This window comes from Photobacterium obscurum (assembly GCF_026191635.1).
Taxonomy (GTDB): domain Bacteria; phylum Pseudomonadota; class Gammaproteobacteria; order Enterobacterales; family Vibrionaceae; genus Photobacterium; species Photobacterium obscurum.
The window spans coordinates 1-24,199 of the sequence record NZ_JAKRRW010000018.1 but is presented as its reverse complement, the minus strand read 5'-3'; the positions used below and the strand labels follow the sequence as shown (position 1 = coordinate 24,199).

Here is a 24,199-nt window from a genome sequence, read left to right as displayed (position 1 = left end):
CCTCAGTACGCATTATGTATATTATGTTAAATAGGGTGTATTGGAGTCAATTCATATAATGCTTTCATTATCCTCCCGGTGCTCCTACTCTCACTCATCTCACCACCTATTGCGAACTACTGTACAATTTAACAGTATTGACTATTTACCATAAAATAGGTAATCAACACCTATTTTTAAGCTCTGCTGCAAATGTTCAGTTTGCCTTGTCCTTCAAAATAAGATGTCGATTACAAGCTTGGTTTGTATAAACCAAGCTTAAAAAAAGCCAGACTGTTTAAGTCTGGCTTTTTACAATCATCTTTACTCGACTAAGGTCAACGACTGATAACGATTAAGCATTGAATTTAATTCTGCAGCACGGATTGGCTTCGCTAAAAAACCATCCATACCGGCTTTCTTATATTCCACTTGGTCAGACTGCATTGCGTTAGCTGTCAACGCAATGATCGGTATATCGATGTTACTCTGACGCAACTGCCGAGTTGCCTCAATACCATCAAGAACTGGCATTGAAATATCCATCAACACTATGTCAAATTGCTGATGATTCTTTTCAAGTAACTCAATAGCTTCCGCTCCGTTATTCGCTATGCTGACTTGATGGCCTCGTTTTTCTAGCATAACTTTGGCAATCAGCTGGTTGGTATCACTGTCTTCGGCCAGCAAGATATTCAGAGGCCGCTCGAAGGTCGCTTCAGTAACAGGCTCATCTAACACAGTTACATCAGACAACGGTAAAATTGGAATATAAACAGTAAAACAACTGCCTTCATGTAAAGTACTATCGAGCGTTATCTTCCCATTCATTTTATGAATTAAGTGCTGGCTAATAGCCAGCCCTAAGCCAGTACCACCATAGCGTCTTGTGATGCTGCCATCTGCCTGCATAAATGGATGAAATAAGTTTTTCTGCGCTTCTGGTGCAATGCCGATACCTGTATCTGTAACCGCAATAGATATTGTTTTACCGTCACTGGTTATATCTACGGATACAAATCCTTCATTGGTAAACTTAATTGCATTACCGATGAGGTTAAACATAACCTGGGAAATACGGTTTTTATCACCAACTATGGTCTTCGGCACATTAGGAGCAATGTTTGACGTCAGGGAGATATTCTTATTAACAGCCTGTTCATTTAACTGATTTACAACCAAGTTAATGCAGTCTTCTAGCCGCATCTCAGAATTGAATAATTCAAAGTTGCCAGATTCTATGCGCGACAAATCAAGAATATCATTGATTATGGTTAATAATAATTGGGCAGACTGATCCATCTGGTTAACCCAAAGGGACTGCTCTTGGTTAAGCCCTGAGTCTGCCAGCGTATCCATAAAGCCTAATACAGCGTTTAACGGTGTTCTTATTTCATGGCTCATCATGGCCAAAAATTGAGATTTAGCCTTGTTTGCTGATTCAGCTTGTTTTCGTGCTTGCTGCAACTCAAACAGGCGTTGTTTGCGATGAGTAATGTCTTTCGCCGTACCGCGGTAGCCCAGAAGTTTACCTTGCTTGGTGAAGTATGGCGTCCCGCTGAGGCTTATCCATAACCCCCCTTCACTTTCAGGCAGCTGCCACTCAAGATCTTCAAAAGCGACTTTCATTTCGAACTTGGCGCGGAGTTTTTTCCTCAGCGAGGCTTGTTCTTCGAATATTTCAAGAATACTGTCGTTATCAACAATATGATTGGCAAGGTTCGGCGAAGAAATATAAGTAAACTGGAAATCAGTATCGACCTCCCAGAACCAGTCACCGACAGTTTTGGCAAAGTCTTTGAATCGCTGCTGGCTATGCGTTAGTTCTTGGGTTCGAGCTGTTACCAGAGATTGAAGTCGCTCACGGTAATCAATATCGATAATTGCCCGTTCAAGCAATGGCCTGAAACGTTCCAGAACCCTTCGACATTGAGGCGTGAACTGACCGCGTTCAGAGTGCAAAAATAACAGTAAAGCATCACCTGAACTTACTTTTACACCAGTCAGCAATACTGACTGGCAGTAATGAAGCATTTCCTGGGGAAGGCCTTTAAATTCATGAACTTGTTTAGGATCAAACAGAGCGATACTTTCACCGTTCATGCATCGAATGAAAGTGTTACTTACCGGCCAGATGCTAGATTCAAAGAAACGACACGTTGTCACAAGCTCTTGAAGTGGCGCAGTTTCATCTTCCCGAGTTAGTACAAGGGCATGTTCAAAACCTATGTACTTCCTAAGTACTGACAACAAGCTATTGAAAACCTGTCGTTTATTATTCGCGCCGGCCATTGCAGACATACCGGCAAGAATGGCGGCATTTTCATCTCGGAGCTGTTTCTCTCGCTCTTGGCTGCGCAATAGATCAAGTAATGTCTCTTGTAGCTTTTCTGATTCAAAACTTGGCATTGCTTAGTCCCTATGAAATAAAACTGCTGAAATCATGAGGTTACCGTGTGCATTTTCACCACCGATAAATTGGCCCTGTTCACCGAAAGTGAATGGACAGACAAATGGAGCATGGTGCATCGCCTTATTTACATAATGTGCGACCTCATCCATTCGATGCTGCACTCGCCGCATACACCCAGCACAATAGATCGTGATGCCACCGATCGGATCTAACTCACGGCTTGCACTGCCGATGTCAAACGCTGAGTCAATTACCCTACCCGCACGCGTAATTAAGCGTTCTTCTGTGCCTTCCATGAAGAACAATTCTTCACCTTCAGTTACTGTCGCGAACAGTTCAATACCGCCTCTTGGTGTGACTTTAAGCGGATGCGAAAGTTTAAAATATGGGAGATCGTGAACCTTACCGGCAATTCGCCCTAACGGGTTGAGGCTGCTTTTTGAAATAATGCTGTTTTCATCAGAAAGCACCTGTCCCACCCACTCCTGATAGATCTCAATTGCAGGCTTACCGTTAAGCTCAACGAGCTCCCTACCCTCTGTCAATGTCGCAATAGCACTTTTACCTGTACTGGCATAGCCCGAATGGAATGAGTAGCTGACATTACAAGATGGGTAGAAAACGCTTAGGCCGACACCCTCGCGGCATCGTTGTTCATGGGTAAATAATTTCCAGTTTCCTTGAACATGGTCATCTGCCGCACTGCCTCCAATGATCGGAACTGAAATACCTAGTTCATCTTCAATTCCCTTAATCACATCTTCTTCATTACCAGGGCTGGCGTGTAGCAAGATCAGTGCTGGCATCTCACCAGGGCGACCACTATTTTCTATCGCTCGAAGCAAAGCCTGGCGGGCCATATCATAGGGAGTTTGATTAGTTGAAACGATAGCACTGCCAAAGGCTCCGTTATAGTCACAGATCCCCCACAATGCGATACCTTCTCCACGGTTATAGCCCTCGTCTGTCATAACCCCCTGGCATGATGAGCAACCTAGTATCTGTGTGTTTGGAAATGCCGCAGTCAAGGCTTGTTGAATAAGTACTTCGTCGTAGTTCTCAGAAAAGTACACAAGAATCAATTTAGGATTCGCGATTTTACTTTCCAGCTTGCGAATTGCATCCAAAGCAGCATGTTCAGTAACATGGAAAGCAGAAAAACTTGTGGCTATATCCATATTTTCTTATTTATTGTTATGGGTGAAACAATCATAGTCATTTTTTTCTTTGCATTCAGCAAACTAATTCGTTTTTTGTTAATTTATGACTAAAGTCCGTTCTTGTTTTACCGCTAACCTATAGAATCGTATGTTTTTGGTGCAGATGAAGGGAACCATGACCAACAAAGTAGTTTTAGTGACAGGTGGAGCAAGTGGCATAGGCAAAGGAATTTGCAATCTCTTGGCGGCTGAAAACGTCACTGTCTTAGCCGTTGATGTCAATGAAGATGCGGGCTTTGCTTTAGTCTCAGAAAACCCTCGGATTCGTTTCCGTCAGGCTGATGTTACCAGTGAATCAGAAATGACAGCGGTAGTTACGGATCTGCAGGAACAGTTCGGACGGCTTGACGGCCTGGTCAATAATGCTGCAATTGCAACCCCGTATAATGCACCTCTTGAAGAACTGGATCTATATGATTGGAATAAGGTTATTGCGACTAACCTTACGGCACCGCTGATGGTAACGAAGATATGCATACCAATGCTTAAGAGCAGTAAAGGAGCGATAGTGAATATTAGCTCTACACGCGCGGAGCAATCTGAGCCAAATACAGAAGCTTACAGCGCTTCAAAAGGTGGATTGGTTGCCCTTACCCATGCTTTGGCAAGTAGTGTTGGACCAGAAGTAAGAGTGAATTGTGTCTCTCCAGGGTGGATTGATACAGCTGGCGAGCCATTACGTTCCATCGATCATAACCAACATCTAACAGGTCGCGTTGGTGATGTACGGGATATAGCTGCGATGGTGAAGTTCCTGTTGGACCAAGATGCTAGCTTCATTACCGGCCAAAACTTTACTGTAGACGGCGGAATGACAAAAAAGATGATTTATGCCGAATAAGTAACCTTATAGAGGCTTGCAGCCCCAAGCCTCTATAATATACAGACGTATCCTGTAACTGGTTAATTAAAAATCACTTTTCAACTGTAAATTCTGCAATAACTGTCTCGTTAGACTGCTTGATTGTTATTTCCCAGGTCATCTTCTCATGAACACAATCAGGAACACTGAACTTTCCTAGCCAATTATTACCCTGTTGTTCAAAAATAACTGGGATTTCTCCCATGTACATTTCAACACCGGCCACCGTCGCAACCGGCTTTACATTTGTGTTACTAATTTGTAGGGTAATCTCCGAATTTGCCTTTACCGGGAATGGTTTTAGAGACATCGCCAAAACATCACCTTGCCCTTCCACCAAGCAAGATTCTTCTGAAATCTGGCATCGAACCGCACCTTCATCTTGCGGTGTGGATTGTTCGTAGGTGACTGTTCTCCATACAAATGCAGTTATCAATACTGCCATCAAAAATAAAATTTGAATTAATCTTGCCTTGGTTAGCTTTTCTGCAGCCATGATTTCACCGTGCTTCCCGTGTTACAGAGTTCAAAGTTTTCACATAAATGTTGCTTAACCGTAAACATAGTGTGGGCTTAAAGCTGTCAATCACTTGTTAAGTAACGTATTATGTGCACTGAAAATGCCACTTTTACAACAAAATAGCAATTTAAATGCTGAGTTGTGCAAAAAAACAACAAGGCAATTAAATAAGCTTTGGGTGGCATTGCGACAACTTGTTGTTCGCACAAGGAAAGAGAGTGTAGTTGAACAATTAAAATTGGAAGCATGCAACATGAGCCAAGTAAAGCAGCTTGAACAAAACTACAACTATACGGTCGTTCGTCAATTCACCTTAGTAACCATACTTTGGGGTATTGTAGGAATGGGCGTTGGTGTATTGATTGCCGCTCAACTGGTGTGGCCGGCGCTAAACTTCGACCTACCTTGGTTGACTTACAGCCGTTTACGTCCACTGCATACCAACGCAGTGATTTTCGCATTCGGTACAAGTGCACTATTTGCTACGTCTTACTACGTAGTACAGCGCACATGTCAAACAAGGCTTTTCGGTGGGAAGTTAGCATCGTTCACCTTCTGGGGTTGGCAAGCCATCATCCTTGCAGCAGCAATTTCGCTGCCAATGGGATGGACATCTGGTAAAGAATACGCAGAACTGGAATGGCCGATTGATATCGCGATTGCAGTTGTTTGGGTATCCTATGCCATTGTCTTTTTCGGTACCATGATCAAAAGAAACACTTCGCATATCTATGTTGCGAACTGGTTCTTTGGTGCCTTCATTCTAACGGTAGCAGTCCTTCACATCGTGAACAGCATGGCTATCCCCGTTTCAATGACTAAGTCGTATTCGATTTATTCAGGAGCGGTGGATGCGATGATTCAGTGGTGGTACGGACACAATGCAGTAGGTTTCCTACTGACTGCCGGCTTCCTGGGTATGATGTACTACTTCGTACCAAAGCAAGCAGGCCGTCCGGTTTTCTCTTACCGCCTGTCTATCGTCCACTTCTGGGCCCTTGTATCGCTCTATATTTGGGCTGGTCCTCACCACCTGCACTACACTGCTCTACCTGACTGGACTCAGTCTCTAGGTATGGTGATGTCACTGATCCTATTCGCTCCATCTTGGGGGGGGATGATCAACGGTATCATGACACTGTCTGGTGCATGGCACAAACTACGCTATGACCCTATCCTACGTTTCTTGGTTGTTTCATTGTCTTTCTACGGTATGTCGACCTTCGAAGGCCCAATGATGTCAATTAAGACGGTTAACGCCCTTTCTCACTATACTGACTGGACAATCGGTCACGTTCACTCTGGTGCGTTAGGTTGGGTTGCAATGGTTTCTATCGGTGCGGTTTACCACTTGATTCCTAATCTATTCGGTCAAGAGCGCATGTTCTCTATTAAGCTCATCAACGTGCATTTCTGGCTGGCAACCATCGGTACAGTACTGTACATCGTAGCAATGTGGATCTCCGGTGTTATGCAAGGCCTAATGTGGCGTGCGGTTAATACCGACGGTACCTTGACTTACAGCTTCGTAGAGTCCTTACAGGCTTCTTATCCGTTCTACTTTGTTCGCTTCCTGGGCGGTGCAATCTTCCTGGCTGGTATGTTCCTAATGGCATACAACGCTTATAAGACAATTGCTGCGCCAAAAGAAAGCCTAAAAGCAACTGAGCAACCAGCATAAGGAGTTCCGACAATGGCTAATAATCGTCATGAAATTGTAGAAAAAAATGTCGGCCTTCTGGCGATCCTTATCGTCATCGCCATCAGTTTTGGTGCGCTAGTAGAAATTACGCCGCTGTTATATCAAGACCAGACCACTGAACCGGTTGAAAATCTTCGCCCTTATACGGCGCTAGAAATGGAAGGTCGTGATGTTTATATCCGCGAAGGCTGTAACGTTTGTCACAGCCAGATGATTCGTCCTTTCCGTTCTGAAACAGAGCGTTATGGCCACTATTCTGTCGCGGGTGAAAGTGTGTGGGAGCACCCTTTCCTATGGGGTTCAAAACGTACAGGGCCTGATCTGGCTCGTGTTGGTGGTCGTTATTCTGACGACTGGCACCGTATTCACCTTATTGATCCGCGCGCTGTTGTTCCTGAATCGAACATGCCTGGCTTCCCATGGCTTGAAGAGAACGTGCTAGACGGCAAGTTAACTTCTAAAAAACTGGCGATTTTCCGCGATACCTTCGGTGTTCCATACACTGAAGAACAAGTGGCAAATGCTGGCAATGAAGTGAAAGGCAAGACTGAAATGGATGCTGTCATTGCTTACCTTCAGTCGCTTGGTCACGCAATGAAATAAGGAGGCACCATGGATATTGGAACCATTCATAGCATTTGGACAGTGATTCTGTTCGCAAGCTTTATTGGTATCGTCCTTTGGGCTTACAGTAAACGCCAGAAATCTCGTTTCGATGAAGCAGCCAACCTTGTATTTGCTGACGAAGAGCAAGATTTGGCAACGCGTGAGAAAGACAGGAGCTAGGAAGCATGACTACATTTTGGAGTCTATGGATAACAATCATCACGCTCGGCACAATTTTTGGTATCGCCGCCATTCTTGTTTGGTGTAGCAAAGACAAAATGGGTGTCGAAGAAGGTGAAGACATGGGGCACGAATACGATGGTATTCGTGAAATTAACAACCCACTGCCGAAATGGTGGTCCTACATGTTTTGGGGCACCATTATCTTTGGCCTTCTTTACTTAGCCTTGTACCCGGGCTTAGGTAATTACAAAGGTATTTTGGGTTGGCAAAGTTCTGATCAAACGGTACGTTCTGTTGAGGAATCAAAGCTAGCTATTGCTAATGCTCAAAAAGAACAACGTCTGAATCAGTACGCTAAAGAGCTAGATGACGCGCAAGCTAAATTTGGTGAGACCTTTAAGACACTGGCTTACGATGAGTCAGGGCAAGCACTTCGTCCTATCACTGAAATCGCAGCTGACTCAGAAGCGATTAAAGTTGGTCAACGCCTGTTCATCCAAAACTGTGCACAGTGCCATGGTTCGGATGCGCGTGGTCAGCTAGGTTACCCTAGCCTGACTGATGATGCTTGGTTGTATGGCGGTGAAGCTGAAACCATCAAAACGACTGTCATGGAAGGTCGTCAAGGTGTAATGCCGGCTTGGATCGACACACTAGGTAAAGATGGCGTTAAGGAAGTGACCAGCTATGTACTAAGTATGTCTGGCCGTAAAGTGAATGCCAAAGAAGCCGCCGCTGGTAAGCAACGCTTCGTTGTGTGTGCCGCTTGTCACGGTACTGATGGTAAGGGTAACCCTGCCTTTGGTGCACCAGACTTAACTGACAACACCTGGTTATATGGTGGTTCTCGCCGTGCGGTTGAATCCACAATTACTCATGGCCGTCAGGGCGTAATGCCAGCATGGAAAGATATTTTAGGTGAAGAGAAAGTTCAGCTAATTTCTGCCTATGTTTGGGGTTTAAGCAACAACACTGACAAGTAACAATCAGGTTAACACTCAGTTACATGTTAATTGAAAAATTGGCAACTAAAACTGAGACATAAGACTTAGCCCCTGTTAATTTCAGGGGCTCTTTCCATCAAAGCTTCAAAGGTAATCACTATGCGTAAACCATGGTATAAGCAGTTTTGGCCTTGGTTCGTTTTTGCCATTCCTGCAACTTCGATTGTATACAGTCTAACTGCCGTTTATATCTTTTCTCAAAACCAAGTCGACCTTGTGGCAGAGGACTATTACAAGAAAGGCAAAGCCATTAACTTGGATCTTTCACGCCTGCGAGTAGCTGATGCGCTCAATTTAAAAGCAGCGGTCAATGTGAAGAGCACTGATATCGTTGTTAATTTTGATAAAGGTGATCTTGATAGTTATCCAAACTTGCGTGTCACTTTCACACACCGTACTCTAGCCAATAAAGACTTTACTCAAATGGTCAGTGCCGATTTGTCTGGCGCTTATCGCTTCAACTCTCCAGAGCAGCTCGATGGACCTTGGTTTGTTGAAATAGAACCATTTGATGGCGACTGGATGTTGCAAGGACGCGTTAACCTGCCAACATCCGACCCGATTTCGTTGTACGGGCAGATCAAGGAATGACAAAAGACTGTTACCATTGCGGCGATCCTGTTCCTCAGGATTGCCAGCACCAAGTAGAAATTCTGGGCGAAATGCGTGAAATGTGTTGCCCAGGGTGTGAAGCGGTCGCGCAAACTATCGTTGAAAGCGGCCTAACCTCTTATTATGAATACCGAACAGCACCTGCTGAGAAAGCAGATTTAGTCCCTCAGCAACTACAATCCCTATTACTTTATGATCATGAGGAAATTCAGCAGGAGTTTGTTCGTGATATTGAGAACAGCAAAGAAGTCTCTCTATCTCTAGATGGCGTTTCCTGTGCTGCCTGTGCCTGGCTGATTGAAAAGCAGCTCAAGCGAGAAGCCGGGGTTATTTCAATCCGTGTGAATACCACTACCCACCGTGCACTACTCGCCTGGGATCCTGCTCAAACTAAACTCAGTCATCTACTCTCAGTCATCCATCAACTCGGTTATAAGGCCGCGCCTTTTGAGGCTGATGCACAAGAGCAGCAATATCACCGAACCATGAAGGGATACCTCTACCGCCTGGGTATTGCAGGTATCGCTACAATGCAAGTTATGATGCTGGCTGTTGCCCTCTATTTCGAAATATTTGGCGATCTCGATGCGGAGTTTAAGAACTACCTACGCTGGGTTAGCTTAATCTTTGCAACCCCGGTACTACTTTACTCTGCTCTGCCTTTTTACCTGAATGCCTGGCGTAATCTCCGTGCTCTCACCTTGGGAATGGATGTTCCAGTATCCATCGCCCTACTCTTTGCCTATGTAGCCAGCCTCTATGCGACGGTCATGGAAAAGGGAGAAGTGTTCTTTGAGTCAATTTCAATGTTCACTTTCTTCTTGTTGCTAGGACGGTTTCTTGAAATGCGTGCTCGTCGCCATGCCGCAGCTGCCAGTGCCAACCTGCTTAAGCTTGTCCCGACAATGGCAACCCTTGACGATGGCTCACAAGTTGCTGCCAAGACGCTCAAAGTTGGCGATATCATTACTGTCTTACCGGGTGAAAGTTTGCCAGCCGATGGTGAAATCCTTCAAGGCGAAACGGCCATTGATGAGTCGATGTTAACAGGCGAACCAATGCTTGTTCCTCGCTCGCAAGGCGATCTTGTTTATGCCGGTACCATTAACGGTGACGGCAATATTACACTGAAGGTCTCTAAAGACCGTCAAAACTCGCTTATTTCAAATATTGTCCGACTTCAAGATGAAGCACAAAGCTCTAAGCCGAAAGTAGCTGAAGTCGCCGATATTGTTGCCCGTTATTTTGTTGCAGGTATCTTGATAATTTCTGCAGGCACGTGGTTGTTTTGGCATCAGCAAAAGCCTGAAGATGCACTGTGGATCACCTTGGCGGTATTGGTTGCAACCTGCCCTTGTGCACTGTCTTTAGCAACACCTACAGCTCTCACCTGCTCAACCTCAAGCCTGGGACGTTTAGGTATTCTTCTGCGTCGAGGCCATGTTCTTGAGACACTTTGTAAAGTAAACCAGCTGATCATCGATAAGACTGGCACCCTGACGGAAGGAAATATTCGGCTGGTTGAAACGCAGTTGTTTGCTGAAATATCAGAGTCTGATGCATTAGCTTACGCTGCAGAGATGGAACGTTTTGCCAATCACCCGATAGCCAAAGCTTTTACTGATTACCGTAATAAAGCTAAGGCCTTTGACGACGTCGAGAATGTCATCGGATGTGGCCTGAAGGGAACATTGAATAACGATGAATGGCGAATTGGGCAAGCCGCGTTTGTGCTGGAGTCCAATCCACAAAGTGAAGCCCTGCTTTCACAATGCGATAACCGATTCCAAGTCTGGTTATCTCGAAACGGTCAGCTTATCGCAGGCTTCAAGCTTGACGATCCTATTCGTAACGATAGTAAAGAGCTTGTTGAGCAGTTTCAGTCTGCAGGCATCAAAGTAACCATGTTAACGGGTGACCATTCAGCAAACGCACAGATCGTAGCGGATAAACTGGCAGTCGATAACCTTATTGCAGGCGCAACACCGGAGGGCAAACTTGATTATCTGCGTGGCCTACACGAAGACAATATTGCTCTGATGATAGGTGACGGCGTAAATGACGCCCCTGTTCTGGCTGGGGCTCACTTGTCTGTTGCGATGGGAGGCGGCACGGATGTAGCGAAATCATCGGCAGATATGGTATTACTAGGTGATCAGCTTTCGCGAATATTGCGTGCTAGACAATTGGCTATGAAGACAAGAAGGATTATTCGCGAGAACCTGGCTTGGGCACTAGGTTACAACTTAATTATCCTGCCTTTGGCGGTTGCTGGTTTTGTTGCCCCCTATATCGCAGTTGTCGGTATGTCGGCCAGTTCAATCATCGTTGTTTCAAATTCTTTAAGGTTATTAAAAGAAAATGGCTAGTCTTTACCTATTAATACCAATTGCGATCGTTTTTGTCTGTATCGCCGTCGCCATCTTTCTTTGGGCGGTCAGAAGCGAGCAGTTCGAAGATCTTGAGCGTCAGGGTTACGACATTCTGTTTGATGAAAGCGAGCCAGAGAAACCAAGCAAGGCCAACACACCTCCATCAGAAAGTAACAAAACACCGTGAATATAGACTTTTACGCTGCATTTGTTATTGGCCTGATGGGTGCAGGTCATTGTCTTGGAATGTGTGGTGGCGTTGCTGCCGCATTAACTCTGGGCATGCCAGGTCAACAACACTCAAGCCGTTGGCCTTACCTGTTTTGCTATAACATTGGTCGGCTTTTTTCATATGCTATGGCCGGAGCTATTATCGGCGGAGCTTTTGCTGGCGTCGCGTCATTAGGGGGCTATTCAACGGCGCTAGTTTCACTTCGTTTATTTGCCGCTATCATGATGATTTTGCTGGCTTTGTATATCGGCCAATGGTGGCAAGGCATCACTAGAATAGAGCGTCTTGGACAATTCTTGTGGCGCTATCTCTCACCTACAGCAAAGTCGTTGTTACCATTGAAGTCTCCTGCAGCAGCACTGCCGTTTGGGTTGTTATGGGGATGGCTACCGTGTGGCCTCGTCTACTCAACCCTGAGCTGGGCTGCAGTATCAGGCAGTGCTTTTTCTGGCGCTGGAGTTATGTTGGCCTTTGGTTTAGGAACACTTCCGGCCATGATTGCTGTCGGCTCGATGGCCCAGCAGCTACAAAACGTACTAAAAAACCTATATTTTAAACGTGCCAGTGCCTTGTTGTTATTGGGTTACGGGGTTCATACTGGTTATATCGCAATCAAACAAATGTTGTAGGCTTTTTAATACTCGTCATATTGCTTCATAATATGTTAAAATATTGACCTACATCAAATTGGTTAGACAGGCTTATGATTTCAGACAAACTTACAACCAAACGTATCCAGTCAGGCGGATGTGCTATCCACTGCCAGGATTGCAGTATTAGTCAGTTGTGTATTCCATTTACATTGAATGAGTCTGAGCTAGATCAGCTAGATCAAATTATCGAGCGTAAAAAGCCAATCCAAAAGGGTCAGGAGCTTTTTAAAGCTGGTGATGAGCTTAAATCACTGTATGCCATTCGTTCTGGTACTATCAAAAGCTACACTATCACCGAACAAGGTGATGAGCAGATCACAGCTTTCCATTTGGCTGGTGATTTGGTTGGTTTTGATGCTATCAACGAAATGATGCATCCGAGTTTTGCTCAGTCGCTTGAAACTTCAATGGTTTGTGAAATTCCATTTGAGATTCTTGACGACTTGTCAGGGAAAATGCCAAAACTTCGTCAGCAAATTATGCGTCTGATGAGTAATGAAATTAAGGGTGATCAGGAAATGATCCTTCTGCTTTCTAAAAAGAATGCCGAAGAACGTCTTGCTGCCTTCCTATATAACTTATCGCTACGTTTCTCACAGCGTGGATTCTCCCCTCGCGAGTTCCGTCTAACGATGACCCGTGGTGATATCGGTAACTACCTAGGCCTGACTGTTGAAACGATCAGTCGCCTACTTGGTCGTTTCCAAAAGTCTGAAATGCTTAGCGTCAAGGGTAAGTACATTACTATCTTGGATCATGAAGAGTTAGCCCGTCTTGCTGGTGTAAGCAAGAATCCTGTCGCTTAAGATATTTCTTGATTACAAAGAAAGTGATACGAGCTATGAGCCGTATCACTTTTTTTATATTTATCCCTAACCTGAACTCCCCTTAATTCCTTCTATACGTTACAGTTATATCAAGCCGAATCACTTCTGGCCCATCCGCGAGATTGAAACGGCTCAGATTCAAGGCGCTTGCTGTGGGTGTAATTATCAACTTCAAGTGGAGTAAACCTAAATCTGATTTATCTATCAGCTCTATAACAAGATCAAGAGCGACAGATATTTTTCCTCAACTAGGGATCAGAGACTGGTTTTGTTGCCAACACGGTTTGTGTAAGGGGGCAGTTATGACCAAGTATAATAATATTCTCGTTGTTGCCGATCCGGCTCAGGATCATCAACCAGCATTGTCTCGCGCTGTACATCTCGCCAAAAAGTCACAAGATGTAAAAATTACTCTATTTCTCGCTATCTATGACTTCTCTTATGAAATGACATCAATGCTATCAGCTGATGAACGCCAAGCCATGCGCCGCGGTGTTGTTATGCAGAGAGAAGAATGGCTAAAAGATATCATTCGTCCTTACATTGATGACGGCTTTGATATTTCGATTACCGTTGTCTGGCATAACCGGCCATATGAGGCCATTATTGCTGAAGTCTTCAGTAATGATCATGATTTACTGATCAAAGCCACCCATGATCACGATAGAATTGGTTCAGTCATTTTTACTCCAACCGACTGGCACCTGTTACGCAAATGCCCCTGCCCTGTGTTGATGGTTAAAGAACACAGCTGGCCAGAAAACGGAAAAATCCTGGCGAGTGTTAACTTGGCTGCTGATGATGAAACGCATGAGCAGCTTAACGATGCAATCGTGTCAGAAGCAATGTCCGTTGCAGAAGTCTTAGATGCCGAAGTTAACTTGGTCAACGCCTACCCGGCTACACCGGTTAACATTACTATCGAGCTTCCAGAATTTGATCCAGCTTCATACACGGATGCCGTTCGCGGTCATCACCTTACGTCGATGAAAGCACTTCGTCACAAACACGGCTTGCCCGAAGAACAAACCCATGTAGTTGAAGGACTGCCTGAAGACGTCATACCGAAAGTAGCGGAAGAGCTGGATGCCGAGCTCGTTATTTTAGGAACAACAGGTCGTTCAGGCCTCTCGGCAGTGTTTATCGGTAATACAGCAGAACATACCATCGACAGCTTGAACTGTGACCTGCTAGCTTTGAAGCCTGATGGCTATGTCAGTCCGCTAAGCCCAACAATAGAATAGTTGCCGTATTCAGCAAACAATAAAAAAGCCTCCTATGGAGGCTTTTTTATTGTTAAAGATTCAGATTACATAGACAAGCTCATAAAGAAAGGCGTAATGGCACTGTCAATTTACTGGCTGCACAGGTTTCGCCTGCTTGCTGGCTGGACGCTCCTCTGCATTGGCGAGCTTTTTAACTGCCGTTGTAATGTAAAGCTCTTTACGAATCTTATCGCAATACTTGTGGCTAAGACCTCGGCGATTCCACTCACTGGCAATGGCTACTCGTGAATGTTTTGCACTTCTGCCATAGGCATATGTTTCGCACAGTTCAAGATTTGTCATTCGTTGTGGCACCTGTTGTACTGTACTGCTCCGCATTCCAAGAGACTGAGCCTGTTGTGCTGAGCATCCTAACAGTGACAGCGTCACTAAACCTAACGTCACCGATTTCACTACCCACGACGAAGCCATTTCATTTCCTTTTAAATCAGACAGGTATACCCAAACTCACCGATTATAGCTGAATTATCCACTTTATTTAAACTGAATGGCGCTTTGGACCTTGTATGGTATTGTTTGAAAATTAGATTATGCTCGAAGTAATTACCATAATTCAGGTTTGTTGATTGCTTCGACGCAAAAAGATTAGCATCGGGAGTTCTTCAGTATGAACATCTGGTATCCAAACTCATCGAGGCTTTGCCGATAAATGTTTAACTCTACTTCAATATCGCGCAGTGCTGTCGAATCCTGCATCTCAGATTTTAAGGCATCAACACGTGTTTGAAGCGGCATGAAGTAGGCTTTCCACGCAGCTTCACTTAATGTAAAAGTATCAAGTACTTGATAACCAGCTGCTTGCGCCTGTTCAATCCTCTTCGCAGTGGTGGTCATGTCTGGGTATTCTTTTTGCCAGAACGCCTGCACATCAGCACTTGGATTTTTGGTTTGCCAAACTAAATCGCTAATCACCAACACCCCGCCGTCTGTAAGCAAACTGCGCCATTGTTCCATTGCATTGGTGACCCCCATGATATAAGCACTCCCTTCTGCCCAGATAACATCAAAGCTTGCGGCCTCAAAGGGTAAATCGGTCATACTTGCGCACTGAGTCGTCACCCGGTCGGCCAAGCCAGCATCTGCTAACCGCTCAGTTAAGCGCTCAAGTGCTGGTTCATCATTATCGACAGCAGTGATCATCGCAAAGGAGTTCTTGGCCAAGACCGTTGTGGCAATGCCTTTGCCACAGCCCACTTCCATGAGCGTCTGCGGAGAAAATGGTACTTTCCTCAGCGCCTTCAGTGTTTCCGCTTCAGTACCAGGCCCCAATCTATCTAGTCCATCAAAAATATGATTGAAATCAGTCATATATTGCTCGTGCTCATTCATGTCTTTTGATAGCCATTTCAATCTTAGGGCCTCCTTTTCATTAAAGCCCTGTTTAATTAACCAGTCTAAGTGTGCATTGGGGGCTATCTTGTCTATCGACTCATGCCACTCCTTGAGTCCACTTTCGCCCAACAAAGCTGCAAGTAGCTGTCGAGATTGTTGTTTTTTGGCAATCTCCTCATCAAGCTGTTGCAGGCGATTGAGCAGAATTTGGCGTTCGACCTTGGCATTCAAGCAAGCCTTACATTCCTTAAGTGTTAACCCGCCAGCCTGAAGCTGTTGTATTAGCCGAACACGCTGCTCATCCCTATCACTATAGATACGATAGCCGTTATCAAGACGTTGCCCTTCGATCAGTCCTAACTTTTCGTAATAGAGTAACGTGGTACGTGATAGCCCGACTTGTTCAGCGAGTTCTGATATTCGATACATCACCTATTCCTCTATATGGGTGCTAACTCGATCATAGTAAGCAGACTTTAAACTATGAAGTTATAGACAGGTCAATACAAAATAACTAATTTTGTCATGCAACATCAATCTCAGCAACTGAAGGCACGGGTGAGACAGAGTGACTAAAAACGTTATAGGTTTGGCTTGGGGAATTTGAGTGGGAAGTAAATCAAAAAGAGCAATGAAAGGGAAAAGAGTTATATTGGGGAAAACTAAAAAATGTAGAAGGGCGGCAAATTGCCGCCCTACTCAGCCAGCGTTATTAAACGTTGGTTACATCAATAAACATTGACTCATCGATGTTAGTTGAGGATACCATTGCCTCGCTGAATGCGTACTCAGCCCTTTCACCCTCACGATCTAACGGCAGGTTAACAAAGTCGAAAAGCTCTTTATCCGCTAGTTGGCTTGGACTTACATTTTGAATCGACTTAAAAATGCTCTCAACTCGACCAGGTGTTTTCTTATCCCAATCAATCAGCATTGCTTTTATACTCTGACGCTGAAGGTTTTCTTGAGAGCCGCATAGGTTACAAGGAATGATTGGGAACTCTTTGTGTTCCGCATACTTGATAAGATCTTTTTCTCGGCAATATGTTAGTGGTCTAATTACCACATTGCGACCATCATCAGAGCGCAATTTTGGTGGCATTGCCTTCAAGCGCGAACCGTGGAACATGTTCAAGAACATGGTTTCAACGATATCGTCCAAGTGGTGGCCAAGGGCAATCTTCGTCGCGCCAATTTTTTCTGCAAACGAGTAAAGCGTACCACGACGCAGTCTTGAGCAAAGGCCACATGTTGTCTTGCCTTCAGGGATTTTTTCTTTAACAACTGAATATGTATCCTTGTCTACGATGTAGTAAGGAATATTCAAGCTTTCAAAATAATCCGGCAGAATGTGCTCTGGGAAACCTGGTTGCTTCTGATCCAGGTTAACAGCAACGACATCAAACTTGATTGGTGCGGCCTTTTGAAGATTCAAAAGGATATCTAGCATCGCAAATGAATCTTTACCGCCACTGATGCATGCCATCACAACATCATTTTCTTCAATCATGTTGTAATCGATAATTGCATTTCCAACATTTCTCCTAAGGCGCTTTTGGAGTTTGTTGAATTCAAGTGTCTCTTTTCTAATATCATTCTGATTCATTGCGACTTCTCACACTGTCGACTACATCGACTGTAGATTTCCTAGATGGATTCTTTGTAGGGCGAGGATTATACGGATTTTTGTATTAGGTTGGAACACTCTGTGTACTTAAGACTACTAAGCATATCCATCAATTTTCAAATTATTCATCAGGTTCTCTTTTACTTCGTGCAACAGGAGAGCAATTAGATGCACTGATATGTTTTACAGCGGTTGTCATCAATACGGTTCCAATCCCTCCTTATCACCTGTAAAGTACGCAAAAACATTCCCTCTTAGGGCTCTAACATCCCTAAAGAAAGGTTAATGAATCAAACAAATAAGATATTGGCTTTTTGCCTATCATTAGATGAGGCAACAGCGTCAGCGTTGTAAAAGCAGCTAGATTTGCTAAGTAAGAAAGAGTGTGTAACAGATGAATAATGAACTTGATGTGATTGATAGCCTGGAAGAACTAGAGCGCTTTCTACTATCTATTGAAAATGGTGGCCTGGGTTTAGAAGGTGTTGCAGGTGTCGGCATGGCAACCAATAATTCTGATGGCCGCCCTTTCGTAGCAGTATTCGATAATAGCCAGAAACTTATTCTGGCGCGCTGGGTAACTAAAGACGTTTACGAAAAAGGTAAAGATCTTGTCCGTAATGGCCCGAGACGTACACACTAAGACTTTTATTGTCTAACCACCAAGAGTACTGATTTGAAAGAGCCGCATTTCGCGGCTCTTTTTTGATCATGACACCCAATTGAAGTTATCACTTAAACAGGCCCATAAAGAACAACTTGATGTAATCAACTAGTCGACTAAAGAACCCGCCTTCCTCAATGGACTCAAGCGCGACTAAAGGTACCGACGTAATATCCTCCCCATCAACCTGGTAGAAGATTTTACCGACAATATCCCCTTTGCTGATCGGCGCAACTAAGTCATCACTTAACTCAATACTGGCAGACAGTTTTTTTACATCATTACGTGACAATGTCACATAAGAGTTTTCCATGGTTCCAAGAGAAATCGTACCAGTAGTGCCCATCCACACTTGCTCATTCAATACTTCATCACCTTGCTTATGTGGTGACACCGTTTCAAAAAAGCGGAAACCATAATTCAGCAGCTGTTTGCTTTCAGCCTCTCGGCTTTTAGCGCTCTTCGACCCCATAACCACAGAGATTAAACGCATATCGCCTTGTGTTGCAGAACTAGCCAAACTGTAACCGGCACCACTGGTATAGCCCGTTTTCATTCCATCGACGTTGATACTTTTGTCGGCTAGCAGGCCATTTCGATTTCTTTGAGTGATCCTGTTATAGGTAAAAGAGCGCTCGCTATATAGTGAATAGATATCAGGAAGATCACTGATCAACGCCTTTCCTAAAAGAGCAATATCATAAGGTGTTGAATACAGTTCATTACTATCTAAACCATGGGGGTTTGAAAACGAACTATTGTTCATATTTAACTTTTTCGCCCAAGAGTTCATCAGGCTAACGAATGCCCCTTCTGAACCTGCAACGTGCTCGGCAATAGCAACACTGGCATCATTGCCAGACTGGACAATCAGACCTCGGTAAAGGTCCATCATGTTCACTTCAGTGTTAACCTCAATGAACATTTTTGAAGAGTCAGGAAAGTTTTTAGCCCAGGCATTACGACTGATCACAACAAGATCATCTTTACTGATATTGCCACTTTTCATCTCTTGTCCGGCAACATAACTTGTCATCAACTTAGTCAAGCTTGCCGGGTTTAGTTGCTCATGTGCATTCTGCTCTACAAGTACTTGTCCGGTATGATAATCCATAAGTACATAACCTTTTGCACCTAACGATGGTGCATCAGGTATTACTGTTGGAGCGGCGAAGGTCGCGGACGAAAACAAAGCTGTGCCAACAAGTAAAGCATAAAATTTAGAATTCTTTTGCATGATGATGTAACTAGCCCTCAATGATGATGCAAGCAGTATAACTAACAGAGATACCAATGCTTGCGACCTTTACGAAGTCTTACGATATTGTAAAATTGGTTACACATATCGCGCGTCACTCGCTACCTGCAACCTACGATAGCTCGATTTTGTACAACATGTACATCATTTCACCGCATTAGTTAGAATGATATCAAGTTCTGCCGAGTACTTAGTTACTGCAACTAATGCTAGAGCAATTCCATTGTGGCGATAATTCACTGAAAACCTGATATTTAATCCCTAATCACACTAGAAACCAAGTAGTGACTACCACTTTGTAGTGGAAAAGCATTTTTTCGCATTCTGCCATTTTTTATTTCATCAAATACTTTTATGCTAAGAGCTAGTGTCTGGCTAGGGTTTTATCTGCCAGCTAGTGGTCAGCATAAGGATTGGTAATGACTTTCTATAAGAAACTAGAACAACATCATAAGAAGCTTTCAAAATTAGCCCACCTAGATGCGATCTGTGGCTGGGATCAAGCTGCGAAAATGCCAGAGGGAGGCAATGAAGCCCGCTCTGAAGCCATGGCGGAACTTGCAGTAATCCAGCATGAACTGGCAACAGCCCCACACCTTGCCGATTGGTTTGAACAGGCTGAGACCGAATCACTTGATGCCGGCCAAATTGCCAGCCTGAAAGAAATGAAGCGCTCCTGGCAGGCGAACAACCTACTGCCTGCCGATTTGGTTGAAGAGCAATCTCTTGTCGGTTCAAAGTGCGAGCATGCCTGGCGTACACAACGTACTGAAAATAATTGGTATGAGTTCAGCAAAAACTTAGAGAAAGTCGTTGAGTTATCTCGCAAAGAAGCGCAAATACGCGCCGAAGCGACAGGCTTGAGTCGGTATGATGCGTTGCTAGATCTCTACGAGCCGGGTATGACTACCCACGAACTGGATCAGTTGTTCAGTGAAGTGAAAGGCTGGTTGCCGGGATTAATCGCTCAAATCCGAGAGAAACAGGCGACAGAAAGTGTAGTAAAACCCGTTGGACCATTTCCTGTTGACCAGCAGCAGAATCTTAGCCTCGAGATAATGAATAAACTTGGCTTCGACTTTAATCATGGCCGGCTAGATGTCAGTGTCCACCCCTTCTGCGGCGGCGTGCCGACAGATGTACGTATTACCACTCGCTATGATGAAGATGATTTCACATCAGCGCTGATGGGGGTTATTCATGAAACCGGCCACGCCCGCTATGAGCAGGGCCTACCCGAACAATGGCACGGCCTGCCTGTTGGTGAAGCCCGCTCTATGGGTATCCATGAGTCGCAAAGTCTGTTTTTTGAAATGCAGCTTTCACGCAGTGAGCCTTTCATAGGAATCCTCGCGCCGCTAGCCTGCGAGGCATTTTCCCGTCAGGACAAAACCCTATCAACAGAAAACCTGACCTTATTCAACACCCGGGTTAATCCTGGATTTATCCGCGTTGATGCCGATGAAGTGACCTACCCTGCCCATGTTATTTTACGTTACGAGATAGAACGTGACTTGATTGAAGGCAACATTGAAGTCGCTGATATCCCACAGCTTTGGGATAAGAAAATGACCGAATATTTAGGCCTGTCGACCAAAGGAAATTATACCGATGGCTGTATGCAAGATATTCACTGGACCGATGGCAGTTTTGGCTACTTCCCGTCCTATACTCTAGGAGCCATGTATGCCGCCCAGTTTATGGCAGCCATGCGCAAAGAAATGAATGTGGAAAACCTGATCCGCGAGCGTAACCTGCAGCCGATCTTCAATTGGCTTGATCGCCATGTATGGAAGAAGGCATCAACGGTATCGACCGACCAATTGCTGATCGATGCAACCGGTGAGCGCCTTAATGCAGAGTACTTCAAGAACCATCTTATCGTTCGTTATCTGAAATAAACACCTAATAAAAGGCTGACAAGTTTCAGCCTTTTTCTCCTTCATCTCACCATTTCTAACGATTTCTAATAACGTTTGTTTTTACTCAAAATCCCATCAAACATACTATACACCCCGTTGAATAAATCGCTATACAAAATCATTTAATATGCTGAATCAAAAGGGGAAATAAACGATTTCACTTCAGCATTTGTCCTGCATTTTGGCGCGTCGATTTTAACCATCAACACAATCAACGGAATACAAAACCTTGCGATGGATTGCTTAATAGACAAAGCAAATAAGGTTTAAAAATGAAAAAGACTATTTTAGCAGCAACTCTAATTTCACTATTTTCTGGTGCGGCGCTAGCTAATACAACTTATGAACTATCACATGATGGTGACAAAGAAACCACTGCAAAATTTGATTCGGAATTGATCGGTGGCTTACATGGTGGCATTGAGCTTGTTGCCATGGATAACCTTAAATACCACAAAGAAACTACTTTCTCGCTTGCTTACAATTTTGACATAACTGATGCTTGGTACATTGAGCCTCAGTTCGATTTAACAATTCCATCTCACCATGCAGGTCGTGCTTCTTACTATGGCAATATTAACGGTAGTGCAATGATGCCGGGTGGTGATGAAGTAGATGCGAACTATAAATCTAGCAATACAGCTAAATTGGGTATCGAGACTGGCTACAGCTTCGATAACGGCTTTTATACAAGTGCTCGTTACCGTTATGAAGTTCGTGACGGCAAATTAAAAGCGAAGTTCTTATCAGTGAAGGAAGGCATTGACGCCACACTTTCTTCTAAAGAGAAAGAAAAACTACATCGTTTTGATCTTACTGCTGGTTATGTTGTTAGCGATATGGTGGATTTATCTGCCAATTACATTATCAAAATGGGTAAGCTCGATATCGATAACAAAGTGTCAGAATACAAACTTAAAAAGTCACTCGATACTGACTATAGCCAAGCAGAACTTGAGCTAAAAGCGCAATATACCGGCTTTGATAACTTCAAACCTTACTTCCAATATACCATCAAGGGCGATACTGACTTTGACGGCAGCCTTGACGGCTTGAAGCTGAAGAACGATAACGTTTGGAAAGTTGGCGCACAATTTAGCTTCTAACTAAATAGGTTCAAGAGGCAGTCTTAGGCTGCCTCTTATTGGTGATTATATGAAAAAAACTATTGCTCTGGTTCTACTTGCTACTTTCGCGATGTCTGGCTGTGAAGCTATCAATATGACGCGTGCCGCTGGTCTGATGTTGGACTATAACCTTCTTGCTGGCGGGGCTTCTATCTTCAATTCACAAGATGGCAGTCAATACCTTATCCCACCGGCACATGATAGCAACAAAGACCGAATGCTTGTCTGTTACACCAATGGTGGTCTTTTCGGTGACACGAATGAGCAACCTCTCCGTGATGCGGCAAACGAATGGCTGGCACAAAATAAAGAAGGCATGGTCGCAACGGCAGGGAAAAACCGTTCAGGTGTCTGGGAATCTCGAACTTGTTATGAGTTTCATTATGAAAATAAGGCGCTTTTGACGCAAATTAGTCCAGCCTCTGATGCTCATGTACAAGACAATAATTCAAGCCAAGAAAATAAAATCTAATTGGCGCTTATCCAGATAATAAACACCTGAATTAATATGTTCATCTACTTGTAGTTAACTACTCGTCACCATATGAAACTTATGTCGTTAAAAAGTATTTTCCATTATCTTAACTGCCTTTTTATTAAATTCATTCAATGCATACTGTGGAGTCATGGAGATACGTTCATATCACAGTGATAATTGTACGAATAATTCACCCTGGGTGTCTCTTATTACTTCTAAATAAAAGTAATCCTTCTGGGCAAGGATGCCCACCCTTTACGCCGATATGGCATTTCTAATTACATCTAATAACACTCTAAATTACTTGAAAAAACTGTTGGGATACAATTTACCCATCGATTGAGAACACGTTATGACACCTCTGATACAGAGGATAAAATGTTAAAAATCTCACACAATCAAACTTGGTTCTGAACAAGCGGAAGTTGAAATAAATCAGCATATAATAGAGAGCCTTATCTCTCTATTCAATAACAAGAGGGTAACATCATGTTTAACTTAGCACTTGCAATAGTTTCTGAAGTGGCAGCGACAACTTTGCTCCCAATGACATTGGGGTTTTCAAAAATCCTGCCGTCCATAGGCTGCGCTATTGGTTATGTATGTGCTTTCTATTTCTTATCTCTTGCAACTGCTGCCGGTATGTCTAGTGCAACGGCTTATGCTATTTGGTGTGGAGCTGGCATCATTTTGGTGGCATTTGTTCAAGCCTTGATGGGAAATATACCAAACATGAATACAGTACTAGGCATGATTATGATTGTTAGTGGTGTTGTTCTCATTAACTTAGGTGGTAATGTATCGCATTAATTATGCAATAACATAAAATCTAGTTTTCTATAACTCATTGATATTACATAAGTGTTGATATCAAAATTATGCTACAGTTCAAAGTTCAATTCCATATCGGGTAAGACTAAAGATATTCTCAAATGAGCACAATTATGGATGAAAAATCACGTTGCCAGCTTGGACTGTTACTAACAGACCAAGAAAAGCTTCTAGATATACTGGCTCAAAATCCGTCAGCTCTAGAAGACTATCCTGAACTTCAAATTCACCTCTTAGAGAAGAATAAAAAATCAGTTGAATATCGACGAGCTATAAGAAACAAAGAAATCACAAAAGATGAGTACATTGAAGCTATTCTAGAACGTATAGACTGGATAGGATTTGAATTATGTATGACATTGAATCTTGATTTCTTGGTAAACAAAGTAGCTTCGCAAGTTGGTTCAGATATCGAAGCAATCAAATCTCTCGGGATCAAAGATTTTGGAACTGATAACTTATCTAAGCTATTACACCTTATGGGGAATG

23 protein-coding genes and 1 pseudogene are annotated in these 24,199 nt (G+C 43.7%); 17 read left to right on the top strand and 7 right to left on the bottom strand.

Annotated features, from left to right (window positions below):
- Positions 1-303: 303 nt before the first annotated feature.
- Positions 304-2,388 carry an ATP-binding protein gene (locus MD588_RS18960; protein ID WP_265699207.1) on the bottom strand — a complete coding sequence of 695 codons (2,085 nt, stop codon included), beginning with the start codon at positions 2,386-2,388 and terminating at the stop codon, positions 304-306.
- Between the two features lie 3 nt (positions 2,389-2,391).
- Entirely contained in the window at positions 2,392-3,570 is a 1,179-nt protein-coding gene (locus MD588_RS18955; protein ID WP_265699205.1) for an FIST signal transduction protein, read from the bottom strand.
- Between the two features lie 157 nt (positions 3,571-3,727).
- Here MD588_RS18955 and MD588_RS18950 point away from each other — a divergent pair, with 157 nt between their 5' ends.
- Positions 3,728-4,453 carry an SDR family oxidoreductase gene (locus tag MD588_RS18950; RefSeq protein WP_265699204.1) on the top strand — a complete coding sequence of 242 codons (726 nt, stop codon included), beginning with the start codon at positions 3,728-3,730 and terminating at the stop codon, positions 4,451-4,453.
- A 73-nt stretch (positions 4,454-4,526) separates the two neighbouring features.
- On the opposite strand, the gene MD588_RS18945 is transcribed toward MD588_RS18950, so the two are convergent.
- Positions 4,527-4,970, bottom strand: coding sequence for a hypothetical protein (locus MD588_RS18945; protein ID WP_265699203.1), 444 nt, complete (start codon positions 4,968-4,970; stop codon positions 4,527-4,529).
- Positions 4,971-5,247: 277 nt separating this feature from the next.
- Here MD588_RS18945 and ccoN point away from each other — a divergent pair, with 277 nt between their 5' ends.
- From ccoN to uspE, 10 genes are all read left to right on the top strand, one after another.
- A complete protein-coding gene (gene ccoN, locus MD588_RS18940) occupies positions 5,248-6,675 on the top strand; it encodes a cytochrome-c oxidase, cbb3-type subunit I (RefSeq protein ID WP_265699202.1) in 1,428 nt (475 codons plus the stop codon).
- Positions 6,676-6,687: 12 nt separating this feature from the next.
- Positions 6,688-7,299, top strand: a complete 612-nt coding sequence (gene ccoO, locus MD588_RS18935; RefSeq protein ID WP_265699201.1) for a cytochrome-c oxidase, cbb3-type subunit II — start codon at positions 6,688-6,690, stop codon at positions 7,297-7,299.
- Positions 7,300-7,308: 9 nt separating this feature from the next.
- A complete protein-coding gene (locus MD588_RS18930; RefSeq protein ID WP_255390458.1) occupies positions 7,309-7,482 on the top strand; it encodes a cbb3-type cytochrome oxidase subunit 3 in 174 nt (57 codons plus the stop codon).
- A gap of 5 nt (positions 7,483-7,487) precedes the next feature.
- Positions 7,488-8,468 (top strand): cytochrome-c oxidase, cbb3-type subunit III, encoded by a 981-nt coding sequence (gene ccoP, locus MD588_RS18925; RefSeq protein WP_265699199.1) that lies wholly within the window; start codon positions 7,488-7,490, stop codon positions 8,466-8,468.
- 120 nt (positions 8,469-8,588) lie between these two features.
- Positions 8,589-9,080 carry a FixH family protein gene (locus MD588_RS18920; protein ID WP_265699198.1) on the top strand — a complete coding sequence of 164 codons (492 nt, stop codon included), beginning with the start codon at positions 8,589-8,591 and terminating at the stop codon, positions 9,078-9,080.
- Positions 9,077-11,470 carry a heavy metal translocating P-type ATPase gene (locus tag MD588_RS18915; RefSeq protein ID WP_265699196.1) on the top strand — a complete coding sequence of 798 codons (2,394 nt, stop codon included), beginning with the start codon at positions 9,077-9,079 and terminating at the stop codon, positions 11,468-11,470. Before MD588_RS18920 ends, MD588_RS18915 begins: the two co-directional genes overlap by 4 nt.
- Complete coding sequence (gene ccoS / locus MD588_RS18910; protein WP_265699195.1) at positions 11,463-11,660, top strand: cbb3-type cytochrome oxidase assembly protein CcoS; 198 nt, start codon at positions 11,463-11,465, stop codon at positions 11,658-11,660. The genes MD588_RS18915 and ccoS overlap by 8 nt, the downstream gene beginning before the upstream one ends.
- Entirely contained in the window at positions 11,657-12,334 is a 678-nt protein-coding gene (locus MD588_RS18905; RefSeq protein WP_265699194.1) for a sulfite exporter TauE/SafE family protein, read from the top strand. Before ccoS ends, MD588_RS18905 begins: the two co-directional genes overlap by 4 nt.
- A 74-nt stretch (positions 12,335-12,408) precedes the next feature.
- Positions 12,409-13,164 carry an FNR family transcription factor gene (locus MD588_RS18900; RefSeq protein ID WP_265699193.1) on the top strand — a complete coding sequence of 252 codons (756 nt, stop codon included), beginning with the start codon at positions 12,409-12,411 and terminating at the stop codon, positions 13,162-13,164.
- A gap of 323 nt (positions 13,165-13,487) precedes the next feature.
- Complete coding sequence (uspE, locus tag MD588_RS18895; RefSeq protein ID WP_265699192.1) at positions 13,488-14,429, top strand: universal stress protein UspE; 942 nt, start codon at positions 13,488-13,490, stop codon at positions 14,427-14,429.
- Between the two features lie 105 nt (positions 14,430-14,534).
- Here uspE and MD588_RS18890 read toward each other — a convergent pair whose 3' ends face one another.
- The 3 genes from MD588_RS18890 to ttcA form a co-directional block, all read right to left on the bottom strand.
- Positions 14,535-14,882: a hypothetical protein gene (locus tag MD588_RS18890; RefSeq protein ID WP_265699190.1), complete on the bottom strand. Its 348-nt coding sequence runs from the start codon at positions 14,880-14,882 to the stop codon at positions 14,535-14,537.
- 174 nt (positions 14,883-15,056) lie between these two features.
- The gene (locus MD588_RS18885; RefSeq protein WP_265699189.1) at positions 15,057-16,232 is read right to left on the bottom strand and encodes a MerR family transcriptional regulator; all 1,176 of its coding nucleotides are present in this window, start codon (positions 16,230-16,232) and stop codon (positions 15,057-15,059) included.
- Positions 16,233-16,515: 283 nt separating this feature from the next.
- Complete coding sequence (ttcA, locus tag MD588_RS18880) at positions 16,516-17,409, bottom strand: tRNA 2-thiocytidine(32) synthetase TtcA (protein WP_265699187.1); 894 nt, start codon at positions 17,407-17,409, stop codon at positions 16,516-16,518.
- Positions 17,410-17,824: 415 nt separating this feature from the next.
- On the opposite strand from ttcA, the gene MD588_RS18875 reads away from it, so the two are divergent.
- Positions 17,825-18,073, top strand: a complete 249-nt coding sequence (locus MD588_RS18875; RefSeq protein ID WP_265699185.1) for a hypothetical protein — start codon at positions 17,825-17,827, stop codon at positions 18,071-18,073.
- A gap of 88 nt (positions 18,074-18,161) precedes the next feature.
- Here MD588_RS18875 and MD588_RS18870 read toward each other — a convergent pair whose 3' ends face one another.
- On the bottom strand, positions 18,162-19,331 hold the full coding sequence (locus MD588_RS18870; RefSeq protein ID WP_265699184.1) for a D-alanyl-D-alanine carboxypeptidase family protein: 1,170 nt from the start codon (positions 19,329-19,331) through the stop codon (positions 18,162-18,164).
- 440 nt (positions 19,332-19,771) lie between these two features.
- On the opposite strand from MD588_RS18870, the gene MD588_RS18865 reads away from it, so the two are divergent.
- From MD588_RS18865 to MD588_RS18845, 5 genes and pseudogenes are all read left to right on the top strand, one after another.
- Positions 19,772-21,253 (top strand): carboxypeptidase M32, encoded by a 1,482-nt coding sequence (locus MD588_RS18865; protein WP_265699182.1) that lies wholly within the window; start codon positions 19,772-19,774, stop codon positions 21,251-21,253.
- 293 nt (positions 21,254-21,546) lie between these two features.
- Complete coding sequence (locus MD588_RS18860) at positions 21,547-22,380, top strand: hypothetical protein (RefSeq protein WP_265699181.1); 834 nt, start codon at positions 21,547-21,549, stop codon at positions 22,378-22,380.
- A gap of 49 nt (positions 22,381-22,429) precedes the next feature.
- Positions 22,430-22,873 carry a hypothetical protein gene (locus tag MD588_RS18855; protein ID WP_265699180.1) on the top strand — a complete coding sequence of 148 codons (444 nt, stop codon included), beginning with the start codon at positions 22,430-22,432 and terminating at the stop codon, positions 22,871-22,873.
- A gap of 495 nt (positions 22,874-23,368) precedes the next feature.
- The gene (locus tag MD588_RS18850) at positions 23,369-23,689 is read left to right on the top strand and encodes a DMT family transporter (protein WP_265699179.1); all 321 of its coding nucleotides are present in this window, start codon (positions 23,369-23,371) and stop codon (positions 23,687-23,689) included.
- Positions 23,690-23,823: 134 nt separating this feature from the next.
- A pseudogene (locus MD588_RS18845) lies at positions 23,824-24,199 on the top strand (hypothetical protein); the annotation flags it as partial.